This window comes from Phycisphaerae bacterium (assembly GCA_012729815.1).
In the GTDB taxonomy this organism is placed as follows: domain Bacteria; phylum Planctomycetota; class Phycisphaerae; order JAAYCJ01; family JAAYCJ01; genus JAAYCJ01.
Window position 1 is genome coordinate 1 of record JAAYCJ010000101.1, and the last position, 13,929, is coordinate 13,929.

General features: G+C 63.9%; 8 protein-coding genes. All 8 read left to right on the top strand.

What is annotated here, in order from left to right; translation table 11 throughout:
* The first annotated feature begins 157 nt into the window (after positions 1–157).
* The 8 genes from GXY33_07400 to GXY33_07435 all read left to right on the top strand — a co-directional run bounded on the left by GXY33_07400 (position 158) and on the right by GXY33_07435 (position 13,919).
* Positions 158–1,255: a substrate-binding domain-containing protein gene (locus GXY33_07400; protein NLX04953.1), complete on the top strand. Its 1,098-nt coding sequence runs from the start codon at positions 158–160 to the stop codon at positions 1,253–1,255.
* Positions 1,256–1,298: 43 nt separating this feature from the next.
* Positions 1,299–2,027 carry a DUF1559 domain-containing protein gene (locus GXY33_07405; protein ID NLX04954.1) on the top strand — a complete coding sequence of 243 codons (729 nt, stop codon included), beginning with the start codon at positions 1,299–1,301 and terminating at the stop codon, positions 2,025–2,027.
* Positions 2,028–2,054: 27 nt separating this feature from the next.
* Positions 2,055–2,369, top strand: a complete 315-nt coding sequence (locus GXY33_07410) for a prepilin-type N-terminal cleavage/methylation domain-containing protein (protein NLX04955.1) — start codon at positions 2,055–2,057, stop codon at positions 2,367–2,369.
* A gap of 24 nt (positions 2,370–2,393) precedes the next feature.
* Positions 2,394–2,753: a hypothetical protein gene (locus GXY33_07415; GenBank protein NLX04956.1), complete on the top strand. Its 360-nt coding sequence runs from the start codon at positions 2,394–2,396 to the stop codon at positions 2,751–2,753.
* Positions 2,754–2,813: 60 nt separating this feature from the next.
* Entirely contained in the window at positions 2,814–5,918 is a 3,105-nt protein-coding gene (locus tag GXY33_07420) for a hypothetical protein (GenBank protein ID NLX04957.1), read from the top strand.
* Positions 5,919–6,005: 87 nt separating this feature from the next.
* Entirely contained in the window at positions 6,006–9,377 is a 3,372-nt protein-coding gene (locus tag GXY33_07425) for a hypothetical protein (protein ID NLX04958.1), read from the top strand.
* Between the two features lie 51 nt (positions 9,378–9,428).
* Positions 9,429–12,797, top strand: a complete 3,369-nt coding sequence (locus GXY33_07430; GenBank protein NLX04959.1) for a hypothetical protein — start codon at positions 9,429–9,431, stop codon at positions 12,795–12,797.
* Between the two features lie 489 nt (positions 12,798–13,286).
* Positions 13,287–13,919 carry a hypothetical protein gene (locus GXY33_07435; GenBank protein NLX04960.1) on the top strand — a complete coding sequence of 211 codons (633 nt, stop codon included), beginning with the start codon at positions 13,287–13,289 and terminating at the stop codon, positions 13,917–13,919.
* Positions 13,920–13,929 lie beyond the last annotated feature (10 nt).

The following is a 13,929-nucleotide window of genomic DNA, read 5'->3' on the forward strand; positions in this document are numbered from 1 at the left end:
AAAAGGGGACATTCTACTTTTCGGCGACCTTGCCGCGGCCAAGGATGGGGAGTACCACCGCCAAAAAGTAGAATGTCCCCTTCTTCACCCTTGCCAAGAATGACGGCTCACTGTATCATGCCATTAGATACATTGTATCGGTTTTCAGGCGGATGTCATGGCGATCGCGACGAGTGGTGGAACCAAGTATGAGCGGTTGGCGGCGAGGGTGGAGGCTGAGATTCGCCGTGGAGGGTATCGGCCGGGCCAGGCGTTGCCGTCGATTCGGAGTCTGATGTCGAGCGACGGGCTGAGCATGGCCACGGTGGTCAAGGGGTTGGGCGAACTGGAGAGGCGAGGGCTGATCCATCGGATGCAGGGGCGGGGGTATTTCGTATCGGACCGACACCGGCCGCACCCGGAACTGGCCCAGATCGCCCTGCTGACGCCGGCCCTGGCGGGCGACACCAATACCTACGTCAAGGGCTTAAGCAAAGTGTTCGGCGGCAGCGAACGGTTCTCGTTGGCAACGTATTCGACCCACTCGGACCTCAAGCAGTACCAGGAACTGATCTATCGAATGGCGAAGGTGCGACCAGCCGGCGCGGTGGTGACGGCGGTGCCGCGAACCCTGATGGAACTGGATTACGGTCCGCTGTTCGACGCGGGGATTCCCGTGGTGGCGATCGGCCGCGACCATCAGGATCTGCCGTGCGACCGGATCGACTACCACGGCGGTAACAGCGGTCCGAAGCTGGTGCCGCACCTGCTGGAGCGCGGGGCGAAGGGATTCGCGGTGTTCATGGTCATGCACGGCAGCGATCCGACCCGGCAGGAGTTACTTTCGGGCATTCAGAACGCGCTGGCGGCGGAGGGGATCGACCTGCCGAATGAGAGGGTGTTCACGTTTCGCGCCCCCCACGGCTGGATGAATCCGCCGAACCCGTGCATCGACGCCCAGGAGGAGATGCGCCGCATTCTGGGCGGCGGCCGATCATTCGACACGCTGATCTGCTGTCACGACTACTCGGCATGGGGCGCATTGCTGGCCATTCTGGAGGCGGGGATCAAGGTGCCGAGCGAACTGCGGGTGGCTTCGGCGGCCCGCGGCGGCGTCAGTGGCCTGGCGCTAATGAAAGTGACGACGATCGAAGTGTACATGGAGCAGCAGTCGGAGACGGCTGGGCGGTTGCTGCTTCGGCGGATCGAGGGATACAACGGACCGCCGGAGGTGCACTATGTGGCGGGCGACCTGGTGATCGGGGAAACGACGTGAGGAATTGTTGATTGATGATTGCTGATTTGGAAAGAACACGAACATGAGACGCCAAACTGTGCTTTCCGCAGATCCGAAATCCGCAATTCGAAATCCGAAATCCTTCACCTTGATCGAACTTCTGGTGGTGGTGGCGATCATCGCCGTGCTGGTGGCGATCCTGCTGCCGGCGCTGAGCGAGGCGCGGGAACGGGCCAAGGACATGACCTGCACCTCGAATCTGCGGCAGATCGGCGTGGGGATGCTGCAGTACCTCGATGAGCACAACGACCATTTTCCATTCACGTGCCAGTCGCCGTTTCAGGGCCGGCCGGACGACCCGTACCACATGCCGAACCTGCAGGTGTGCCTCGAGGCGTGGTTTCCGCGAAACGAGGACTTCATCTGCGGGAACCGCCCGTGGTGGCCGGGCGAGGCGGCGGCGTTGAACAAGCCGTGGAAACGAAATCGAATCTGGGGCTGTCCGAACGATCATCTGAATGTGGATTATTTCAAGGTCTACGGATCGAGCTACATCTATATCTCGGAATTCGTCGGTTGGCCGGCGAGCCAGGATCCCCGTGACAATCCGTTCTGGTGTCGCAACTACTGCTATCACCGCTCCGGTGAAGTGGGCGAGCCGAGTCGGGCGATCTTTGTGAACGACTGCAAGGGCTCGCCTCCGTACCCGCACTCCGGCGGGCGGTACAACAACGGGCTGTGCGTGGACGGTCACGTGGAGACCGGGCCGGGCCTGGCGTTCAACCAGACGATGCAGTGGAGGTTCGAGTAGACCGAGGCCGATGTGTGGAGAAGTCACATGATTAGAACCAAGGCCTTTACACTGATTGAGCTCCTGGTGGTGGTGGCGATCATCGCCGTGCTGGTGGCGATCCTGCTGCCGGCGCTGAGTCACGCGCGGGACCAAGCGGAGATGATCGCGTGCCTGAACGTTCAGAAGCAGATGGCAACCGCGACCGTGCTGTATATGAATGAATACGGCGGTTACCTGCCCATGCCGATCAAGTTCAATAGTAGCGGGGTTGAGAACTACTGGCCCGGTCTTCTGGGCGAATGCCTTCCCAGCGGTATTCCACAGGACCCGGGAGCGGTGGGCGAGAAGGACCCGCGATGAGGCCACGAGATCGGCGGATACGGGATGAACTCATACTGGATCGAGCGGAACACGAACTACGCGGAGAACAAGGATCATCATCCATCAGAAGTAACCGACCACTCGAAGGAAGTGGTGTACTGCTGCAATCGAGGCATGTGGTCGGTCGGGCCGCTGCTGGACATTTACGAGCCTTCGGTCCACCCGGGGTTCTGGGGCGGCGGTGACGATTTGGACGCGTGCCGCCCGCGAATGGCGGCGAGGCATCTGGACAGTTCGAACGTGGTGTTTCTGGACATGCACGCCGAGCACATCTCGTTCGATCTGGCCAAAGACTGGTCGGAATCGTGGATCGCCTGGAATTACTGGCCGGCCCCCTACTGCTGGCTGCCCGAGTGGGATTGACGCAGGATTCGTATTTCACCTGACGGTTTTGCCAACCTGTTCCAACGATGGAGTTTCTTTATGAACGGTCCCGAGCGAAGTCCGTGCGCCGTGCGGCCCAGTGCGTCGTCGAGAGTTCGCCATGCGTCGCGTCTGTTCGGTCTGCTGGCGGCGATGGTCGCTCTTGCGGGTCATGCAAATGGCGATCAGGCCACGCCCGACCTGGAGTATCTGCTGGTCCGGCCGACGGAGTTGCCGGGATTGAATCTCGGCTGGGAGTTTCCCGGGGCTTCTGGACGGGTCGAGACGGCCGACGACCCGCAGCGCGGGCCGTGCCACCGGGTGCACTACGATTTGTCCAAAGGCGGGCGCTACGTGCGGATGGAGGCTGCGTGTCCGCCTGCGGACGTGTGGGCGATACGGTTTGCCCTTCGCCGGCCGACGGACGCGGGCCAGATGTTCTTCGCCATTCGCGATGCGACGGACCAGTACTTCCGCGGGGCGATCGAGGTCAAGGGGCCGGACTGGCAGGAGATGGAAATCCCGCTGACCGAGGAACGGTTCTCAGCCCATCACGGCGGGGCGAACGACGGACGAATCCATCGTCCGGTGCGAGTGGTATGCATCGAAATGGAGGCGCCGGAAAAGGTCGGCGAGTTTGTCGTCGATGAGCTTCGGGCCGTGCTGGACGATCCGGCCAAACCGCCGGTGCCGCGGGTATTCATTCAGCCCGATCCGCCCGGCGGCGTGGCGTTTCTCAACGAGAAGGCCGTCTATAAGCTCGTCTTGGACAACCGGCTGTCCGTGGCTCGGAATTTGGCCTTTCTGGTGACCGCCGACGATCAGGATGGAAAGCGTCTCTACGCCAAGCGGCACACGCTGGAAGCCGAGGCGTTCGGGATTGCGGAGCGATCTTTCGATCTGGAAACCAAGAGCCTCGGGTATCAGTTGATTGCCGCGATCGCGGAGGGCAAAGACTCCGCCGAGGGCGGCGGAGCTACACTGGAGATTCAGAGCGGTCTGGCGGTGGTGGTCGAGCCGCAGCGGTATCACCAGGCCGATCCGGAGAGCTTCTTCGCCGTCCATCAGGACAAGGGGCTGCTGGAGACGGCGTGCCGACTCGGCGCGAAGGCGGTGATGTGGTCGTCGAACTGGCTGTGGACCGAGCCGGTGCCGGGCCGGTACGTCTGGGCGGATGAGTATCTGGAGCAGTGCGAAAAACTCGGGCTGGGAATGGTAATCAAGTTCAATCACTTTACGCCGTCGTGGGCGATCTGGCACGACGCGCCGCGTCCGGAGCTTCAGCCGTTCATCGCCCCGGAGCATCTGGCGAGTTTCGGCAAGTGGGTGGGCGAAACCGTCAAGCGGTACAAGGGCCGGCTGCAGGCGGTCGAGTTCATCAACGAGCCCGACCTGGGCTACTGGCAAGGAGCGAATCTCGACCTTGAGACGGCGGTCGATATGTACGTCAAGACGCTGGAGGCGGGCTATGCCGCGGTCAAGGCGGTCGATCCGAACCTCTGCGTCTGGGGCGTGGGGGTCAGCAGCTACGACCAGGGAACGGGCTTCCGGTTTACCGAGGCGGTGCTGGACAAGGCGGCTGGGGCGTTCGACCACGTGGGCAGCCATCCGTACCCCTGGAGCCACTACATCGGCAATGGGCGGATGGCCCAGGACGCTGAGGAAGGCGAGATGGCGGGAAAATGCCGGACCACCCTCGATCTGCTCGAGAAGTACGGCAAGCCGCGGACGATGTCCATCGGCGAACTCGGCTGGGCGCTGCACCTCTCGGAACCGCCGCTGGGGCCGGATTCGATCGCGTTTGCCGAAATGATGAGCCAGGCGCACATCATCGCCCGGTCGGTCGAGGAACTGCGGCAGGTCTATTGGTTCACGATGGACGCGCACGACGAGGGCGGCTACTGGTATGGCCTGCTGCGCGGATGGCCCGATCCGCTCTACCCGCTGCCCGCAGCCTGCGCGTACGCGACGTGCGCCGCGATGATCGACCACACCAGGCCGGCAGGTCCGCTGGCGATGAATCCGACGATCCGGGCGTGGCGGTTCGACCGGACGGACGCCGATCTGTCGGTGTTCGCCCTCTGGGCGACCGATGAGGAGATGGAAATCCTCGCGAAGCTGCCCGAGTCGGCCAAGGTGATCGATTCCTACGGACGCAGCCTCGACGTCGCGAACGGCAAGGGGTTCGCCCTGTCCGGGCTGCCGGTCTACATTGCGACTCCGCAAGCCGATGCCGATCGCACCGTGGCCGCCCTGGAGGGTGCGCAGACCAAAGCCTCGCGCGATCTGCGGATCAGCCGTCCGCGGCTGGTCTCGGACCGCCTGATCGAGGCGACGGTCACGAACTACACGAATAAGCCGATCAAGGCCAAGGTGAGTTTCAGCCAGGCCGCAAAGGAATATCTGGTCAACCCCGGACAAGAGGCGCTGCGACTGGCCGTCACCCCCCTACCGGACGATCCCGCAGCCAAGCCTGTTCCATTGGTTCTGGAATGGGAAGGCGGCCGGGACCAAGCCGACGTACGGGTCGATCTGGCTCCGATCGTCGATCTCCGCAGCGACGGATCATACGAAGAGAAAATCGCACGCCTTCGAGCGACGCCGCCGTTGACCCGGACCGAGCGGACGGCGGTATTGCCGTCGGACCCGACCATCCCGTGGAGCGGACCAGCCGACCTGGGCCTCAAAACCTGGTTCGGTGGAGATGATCAGGCCCTCTACATCGCTGTCGAGATAACCGACGACCTGCACTGCGTCCCATTTACCGATGAGGGCTACTGGCAGTCGGACAGCCTGCAACTGGGGATCGATCCGCACAACGACTCGACGGCCAACTACGATGAGAACGATACCGAACTGGGCTTTGCCGGAGCGACGGACGGCGAACCCGCAGCCCGGATATCCGCCCCCGTTCCCGGCCCGCTGGCCTGCAAGCATCTGAAGATCGAGCGGGACGAGACGGCCAAGACAACCCGCTACCAAGCCGTCATCGGCTGGGACATCGTGCTGGGCAAAAACGCGGGCGACCCGCGGGGCACGGTGATGGCGATCAACCTGATCGCCAATGACAACGACGGCCAGGGGCGGGCCTGCTGGATCGGCCTGACCCCCGGAATCGGCGAGGAAAAGCGACCCGCGCAGTACCTTCGTTTTGTCGTGCGATAAACCGCCAAGAAAGCTGTTGACAAACATGCGGGGCATGATAAAACCGTGCAGAATTGTTAACAGTTAACAATCATGGAGACCTCTCGCATGCAATCCCTCAACGGCACTTGGAAGCTGGCACTCGATTCGAAGAACATCGGTCGTCAGGAACAGTGGTTCGCAGCGGTTCGACCGGAAGCCCAGGACGCCCCGGTTCCGGGGATCATCCAACAGGTGTTTCCGGACTGCTACGGCGTGGCTTGGTACTGGCGGACGTTCACACCACAGCAGAATGCCGGTAGCGACGAGCGATACTTGCTTTCATTCAATGCCGTTGACTATATCGCCGACGTGTGGGTCAACGGCCAGCCGGTCGGCGGCCATGAGGGCAGCGAGACGCCGTTCGTGCTGGACGTGACCGGGGCGATTGAGCCGGGACAGGAGAACCTGCTGGCGGTGCGGGTGCTGAACCCGACGGACGACCCGATCGACGGGGTCAAGCTGGCGGAGATCCCCCACCGCAACAAGGAAGCCCGCGAGTACATGCCGGGCCGGTCGTATAACGTCGGCGGGATCATCGACCGCGTGACGCTGACGGCGGCGCCGGCGGTGCGGATCACGGATATCTTCGCCCGGCCGCAGTGCAGCGACGGGTCGATCCCGGTCACGGTGACGGTGCACAACGACACCGGCAAACCGGTTGAGGGTCAACTCGCCGCTGTGGTCGGGCAGGCCGCGGGCGGATCGACGCTGACCGAGGCGGCTGTCTCGGGCCGGTTCGATCCGGGCGACAGCACGCACGAGCTGGTCCTGAAGCTCGATGAGTTCGAGCGGTGGGACCTGGACAACCCGGCGCTGTACCGGGTCGAGGTGGAACTGACGGCCGGCGACGGACGGTTCGTCCACAGCCGGATGGTGCGCTGCGGGTTCCGCGAGCTTTGCATCAAGGACGGCTACTTCCACCTGAACGGGCGGCGGATCTTTCTGAAATCGACGCACACGGGCAACCACTTCCCGATCGCCCAGATCAGACCGGTCGACCCGGACCTGATGCGGCGGGACTGCATCATGCTCAAGGCCAGCGGCTACAACTGCATACGGTTCATCGCGGGAATGAGCCTGGCTGAGCAGATGGACTTCTGCGACGAACTGGGGCTGATGGTGTATGAGGAGTGCCTGGCCGGCTGGTGTCTGGCGGATTCGCCGGATATGAAGCGGCGGTTCGACCTGTCGGTGCGGGAGATGGTGCTGCGGGACCGGAATCACCCGTCGATCACGATCTGGGGCCTGCTGAACGAGACGCCGGACGGCCCGGTCTTCCGCCACGCGGTCGATACGCTGGGCCTGGTCCGATCGCTCGACAATACGCGGCTGGTCCTGCTGGCCAGCGGGCGGTGGGATTGCCAGCCGTCCATCGGGTCGGTGAGCAACCCCGGCAGCGACACGTGGCAGTACGAGTGGGGCATCGAGGGCCCCAACGCCAAAGCCGTCATCAACACGTGGGACTTGAATCACGGTGGGTACTTCGACAAGATGGGCGACGCCCACGCCTACCCGGCTGTGCCGCACCCGCCGGTGACGATCAACTTCCTCAAGAACCTCGGCAAGGACACCAAGCCGGTGTTCCTCTCGGAGTACGGCATCGGCAGCATGCTGAACGTGATCCGCGGAACGCGGAAGTATGAAGAATGGGGCGCAAGGCCCGACCTCTCGGACGCCACCCTGTTCCGCACGATGGCCGAGAAGCTGGAGAACGACTGGAAGCGGTGGGGACTCGAGGGCACGTACGCGTTCACCGAGCACCTGCTGCACGACAGCGAGGCGCTTCACGCCCGGTGGCGCAGCCTGGGATTCGACCTGATCCGCTGCAACCCGAAGATCTGCGGGTTCAACCTGACGGGTATCCTGGATCACGGGATCACCGGCGAAGGGGCGTGGCGGTTCTGGCGGGAATGGAAGCCGGGGATCTGCGACGTCCTGTCCGACGGCTGGGCCCCGCTGCGGTGGTGCCTGTTCGTCGATCCGATGCACGGGTACGCGGGCCGGCGGTTCAAGATCGAGGTGCACCTGGCCAATGAGGGCGTTTTGGGCGCGGGCGAGTATCCGGTGCGTCTGGCGGTTCAGGGGCCCAAGGGCAAGGTATGGGAGAAGCGCCTGACGTTGACGATCGCCAAGCCGCCCAAGGGACAGGAGCCGCCGCTGGCCATGCCGGTGTTCTGCGAGGAGGTGGAACTCTCCGGTCCGGCGGGCGAGTACCTGCTGGCCGCGGAGATGGAGCACGGCGGCGCGCCGACAGCCGGGCGCAAGACGTTCTTCATCAGCGATCCGGCGTCACTGCCCAAGGTGGACAAAGCGGTCACCTTGTTCGGTGTCGATGAGCGGGTCGAGGAGTGGCTCAAGTCGCGGGGCGTAAAAGTCCGGCGGATGGGCAAAACGCGGAGTACCGAAAAGCAGGTGATCCTCGTGGGCAGCTCGCCGTCGCTTCAGAAGGATGAGGCGGGCTGGCGAAAGCTGTTGGACCTGATCGCCCGCGGTTCGGTGGCGGTATTCGCCTATCCCGACTGCTTCGCCCGCGGCGAGGAGAACCAGAAGGTCGGCAAGCTGGAGCGCAAGTGCGCGTTCAAGACGTCGGTGCGAACGTTCCCGGTCGAGAACGCAGCGGAGGAGGAATGGGAAGTCTTCTCCAACGAATACTGGGACGGGATCCACTACCTGATCTCCGAGCTGCCGAACGACACCTACAAGGTGGAGCTGGGCTTCTGCGAAGGGTATCAGCCGACGTTGGACATGCGGGTATTCAACGTGGAGATCAACGGCAAGCGCGTTCTGGAAGATTTCGACATCGTCAAAGAGGCCGGCGGATGGAAGCGGGCGTTGACGCGATCGTTCGACGTGCCTTCGCGCAAGGGCGAGATCGAGATCAAGTTCGGACACGTCAAAAGCGCGCCGTCGCTGTGCCGGCTGCGGGTCTACAACGGCAAAGGCAAACTGGTGGTCGAGGACGCCGCGGTGGTACAGGGCAGGAACACCACCTACTGGCTGCCGCTGCAGAAGTGCGGCCAGGTGCAGCGGTTCGCCGACTGGCTGTACCACAAGGAGTGCGTGGCCAAGCGGCACCCGGTCTTCGACGGGATCAAGGGGCCGGGCATCATGGACTGGGACTACTACGGCCCGGTGATCTCGAACCGGCTGCTGGTGGATCAGGACGAGCCGGAGGAAGTGCTGGCGGCGGCGTTCGCCACCGGCTACGCCACACCCGGCGGATACGCCTCGGGCATCATGATGGCCGTCCACCGGTTCGGACACGGACGATTCATACTCAACACGTTCAACATTCTGGAGAACGTGGACAGCAGTCCCGCAGCGGACCGGCTGACGGTGAACCTGCTGAACTACGCCGCCGGCCTGGCGGAAGGGAAGCTGGAAGAACTGCCGCGAAACTTCGACGAGACGCTCAAGGCGCTCGGATACACGCAGTAGAGAGAACAACTCGGAATAAGACCCGCTGGTCGCCAGAAAGGCGGTGCAGGCGTGATACAGACGCTCAGTAACGGCTGGAAGCTGACGGTCGATCCGCGGAATGTCGGGCGGGAGGAGCGATGGGCTGCGACCGTTCGGCCGGAGGCGCAGGATGCGCCGGTGCCGGGAATCATCCAGCAGGTGGTTCCGGGATACCACGGCGTGGTGTGGTACTGGACGCGATTTCGCCCGGTGCGGAAGGCCGCCGAGCACGAGCGGTATCTGCTGGCCTTCGGCGCCGTCGACTACCTGTCCCAGGTGTACGTCAACGGCGTGGAGATCGGCGGACACGAGGGCGGCGAAACGCCGTTCGTGCTCGACGCGACGGCGGCCATCAAACCGGACGCCCAGAACCTGCTGGCGGTGCGGGTGCTCAATCCGATGGAAGAGCCGATCGACGGGGTCAAGCTCAGCGAAATCCCCCACCGCAACAATCCGAGCGGGCCGCCACAGCCTGGAGCGGGAATGAATACCGGCGGGATTATCGAGACGGTGCATCTGGAGATCGCTCCGGCGGTGCGGATCACGGACATCTTCGCCAGGCCCGACGCCAGGACCGGGCGGATCGACGCGACGGTGACGGTGGTCAACCAGAGCGGATCGGAGGTCTCAGCGGCGCTGGCGATGATCGTCGGACCGGCGGCGGGCGGCGAGATAGAGGATGCGACGAGCGACAACGTCGCGTGCCCGCCGGGCGAGAGTATCCACGAACTGCACGTGACCATTCGCGAGCCGCGGCTGTGGGACATCGACGACCCGCAGTTGTACCGTGTGACGGCAAGCCTGACGGCGGGGCCATACCGCCACGACCGAACGGTCCGGTGCGGGTTCCGCGATTTCCGGGTCGAGGATGGTTTCTTTCGGCTCAACGGCCGGCGGATCTTCCTGAAATCGACGCACACCGGCAATCACTTTCCGATCGGCCAGATCGTGCCGCCGAACCGGGACCAGATGCGGCGTGACTTTATCATGGCCAAGGCGGCCGGCTACAACATGGTGCGGTTCATCGCGGGCTTGGCCCATCCGGAGCAGCTCGACTTCTGCGACGAGATCGGTTTGATGGTCTACGAGGAGTCGAAGGCGGGCTGGCTGTTGGCGGATTCGCCGCACATGCGCCAGCGGTACGATGCGTCGACGCGCGAGATGATCGTGCGGGACCGCAACCATCCGTGCGTGACGATCTGGGGCATGCTCAACGAGACGTGGCCGGGCCGGGTGTTCAACCACGCCGTCGAGGCGCTGGAGATGGTCCGAGAGTTGGACGAAACGCGTCTCGTGCTGCTCAACAGCGGACGCTTCGATCACCAACCCAATATCGGATCGGCCGCGAACCCCGGCAGCCGCCGGTGGCAATACCTCTGGGGCGATGAGGGCGAGGGCAAGCCAACCGACACGACTCCGGAAAACTACTACCGCCACATGGGTGAGATCCACATCTATCCGCCGCTGCCGCACCCGCGAGAAACGATCGACCTGATCCGCGGGCTTGGCCAGGTCAACAAGCCGATCTTCTTCTCGGAGTACGGCCTGGCCAGCGTGATGAACGTGATCGACGAAATCCGCCGTTACCAGCAGGTCGGAGCGAGAACCGACCTGGAGGACGCGACGTTGATCCGTTCGATGGCTGAGCGGTTCGAAGCCGACTGGCGGCGATGGGAATTCGACAGTACCTGCGCGTTTCCCGAGCATCTGCTGCGGGCCAGCCAGGAAAAGCACTTCAAGCTTCGCCGGCTGGGCTTTGACATGATCCGCTCGAACCCCGGAATCTGCGGCTACAACCTGACCGGCATGCTGGACCACGGCTTTTCGGGCGAGGGCGTCTGGACGTACTGGCGGGAATGGAAGCCCGGCTGCGCCGACGCGATGACCGACGGCTGGGCCGACCTGCGATGGTGCCTGTTCGTCACGCCGCAGCACGTGACGGCGGGCAAGCCATTTACCGTCGAAGCCGTGCTGGCTAACGAGGACGTGCTTGGACCGGGAACGTATCCGGCGCGGTTCCGCATTTTGGGAGACGACGGGATCGTCTGGGAGAAGTCCGCCGACGTGACGATACCGCAGCCGCCGGCGGGCAAGGACGGGCCGCTCGCTGTGCCGGCGATCAAGGAGCAGGTAACGCTGGACGTGCCGGCGGGCCAGTACCTGCTGGCGGCGGAACTGGAACACGGCGGCGCGCCGCGAGGCGATCGGCTGGAGTTCCCCGTCTCGGTCGAACCGGATCGCTCGAAGGTCAAGCGGCGGGTTCGGGTCTGGGGACTTGACGAGAGGATAGTGCGATGGCTGGAGGAGCGTAACGTAGCGTGCCAACCGTTCGACGGCCGACCCTCGAAGCAGCGGGAAGTGATACTCGTTGGGCAGTCGGATGCGATGCACGACGACGTCAAAGGCTGGCGGCGGTTGGCCGAGGCGACGGCCCGCGGCGGCTGCGCGGTGTTCCTGTCACCCGCGGCGTTTGTGAGAATACTGGAGAAACCGAGAGTCGGACGGTTCGCTCGCGAGGGCCATCACGGAATCTCCAACCGGCAGTTCGAGGTCGCCAACGTCTCGCCGGAGGAACACGCGGTCTTCGCGAAGGAGTTCTACGGCAACCTGGTCTGGCGGTGGTCGGATGTGCCCGAGGGCGAGTACACGATCGAGCTGGGTTTCTGCGAAGGATACGTCGGCACACCCGACGAGCGAGTCTTCCACGTCGCGATCAACGGCCGGAGAGTCCTGGAGGACTTCGACATCGTCAAGGAGGCGGGCGGACCGCGCCTTGCTGTATTGCGAACGTTCAAATGCACAGCCGACAAAGGCCAGGTCGAGATAAAACTCCTGACCGGGCGGGCCAACGGGCCGTCGGTCAGTCGGCTGAGAATCTACGACAGCCAAGGCCGCTTGATCCTGGAGGACACGCCGGCGACGGTGCGGACCGACCCCACGGGCTGGTTGCCGCTGGCGAACAAGGGCACGTGCGGCTGCCCGCACGGCGACGACCTCTACCACAAGGAAACCGCCGGCAAGCACCACGCGGTCTTCGACGGCCTCCAGACCGGCGGCATGCTCGAGTGGGACTACTGGGGACCGGTGATCAGCCACCTGCTGTTCGACGGCCAGGACAAACCGGACGAGGTGATGGCGGCGGGATTCGGCCCGGGCAAACCGATCCCCACCGGCTACCTCTCGGGCACCGTCCTCTCTTCGCATCGGTTCGGCGAGGGACGGTTCTATCTCAACGCGTTCCGCATTCTCGAAAACCTGGGCAGCCATCCGGTCGCCAACCGGCTGCTGCTCAACCTGATCGACCAGGCAGCGGCATGGTCTACCGGTCCAGCCGCCGCATTGTCCGAGGGCTTCGAACAAACACTGAGAACCATTGGCTATGCAAAGGAACCGTCATGAGCGCGCCGAAGTTCGACATTCTGGAGATTCCGTGGGAGTTGGTGGCCCGCGGCAGACAGAAGCTGCGCAAGGTCTGGGCGAGGGAAGACCTGGACCTGCACGATCCCGGATTGCTGGTCTCGTGGGATCGGCCGCCGGACGGACTGAACGGGACCGCCGCCCGCCGCATCCGCGACGCGGAACTGGACGTCCGCTGCCAGTTGAACCACATCCGGGCCGAGATCGAACACCTCGAGGCCGGGCCGGAAATCGGCACCGTGTCAACCAACATGCCGAGCTTCAACATGGTGCACTTCGGCACCGGCCCTCTGGCCACGGCGTTCGGCGCCAAATGGATCGTCCGCGAGGACGATCAGCCGTTCTTCGAACCGGCCGTCCACACGCCGCAGGAAGTGATGAACCTGACCAAACCCGACCTGCACCGCGACGGCATCCTGCCGCTGATCCTCGAGCGGATCGACTACTATAACGACGCAAACCCAAGGCAAGGTGCCGCAGACCCCGTGCGACACCGCCGGGCCGTGGTCCATCGCCACCCAGATCTGGCACTACGAGGACATGCTCGAAGCCATCTGCACCGCGCCGGAAGCCGTGCACTACCTGCTGGACCTCGTGACCGACTGCATCATCGAGTTCTACAATATCCAGGAGACGCGGATCGCCCGGTGGAGCGGCGCGCACGTCTCGTTTCCCTGGCCGTGGTATCCCAAGGGAATCGGACTCGGCGACGACTGCATGGTCACCGTCTCGCCCGCCCTGTGGGAAGAGTTCTTCCTGCCTTACAACAACCGTCTTGCCCGGGAGTACGGCGGGGCGTTCTACCACTGCTGCATGACCTACGACAACCACCTGATGTCCCTGACCAAGACCGAAGGCTTTATGGGATTCGACGCCGTGCCGACCTATAACCGGATCGAAAAGATCGACGAGGCCCTGGCCGGACGCGGAGCCTGGACGTGGACCGTCGGCGGACGGCACATGGGCGTCGGCCCCGCCCAGATGGCGCGGACGCTCGAGTACATCCAACGCTTTCGCGGTCGCGTGGGCCTGTTCCTCGGAACCGACGGAAAGGACCGGGCCGAAGCCATCGACTCGGGCAAGCGTCTGCTGGATTCCCTCTAGCGCGGGAAGA

What these genes read in the sequence shown, in the direction of transcription:
- GXY33_07400 (NLX04953.1), top strand. Translation starts at nt 158, where the DNA reads ATGGCGATCGCGACGAGTGGTGGAACCAAGTATGAGCGGTTGGCGGCG.
- GXY33_07405 (NLX04954.1), top strand. Translation starts at nt 1,299, where the DNA reads ATGAGACGCCAAACTGTGCTTTCCGCAGATCCGAAATCCGCAATTCGA.
- GXY33_07410 (NLX04955.1), top strand. Translation starts at nt 2,055, where the DNA reads ATGATTAGAACCAAGGCCTTTACACTGATTGAGCTCCTGGTGGTGGTG.
- GXY33_07415 (NLX04956.1), top strand. Translation starts at nt 2,394, where the DNA reads ATGAACTCATACTGGATCGAGCGGAACACGAACTACGCGGAGAACAAG.
- GXY33_07420 (NLX04957.1), top strand. Translation starts at nt 2,814, where the DNA reads ATGAACGGTCCCGAGCGAAGTCCGTGCGCCGTGCGGCCCAGTGCGTCG.
- GXY33_07425 (NLX04958.1), top strand. Translation starts at nt 6,006, where the DNA reads ATGCAATCCCTCAACGGCACTTGGAAGCTGGCACTCGATTCGAAGAAC.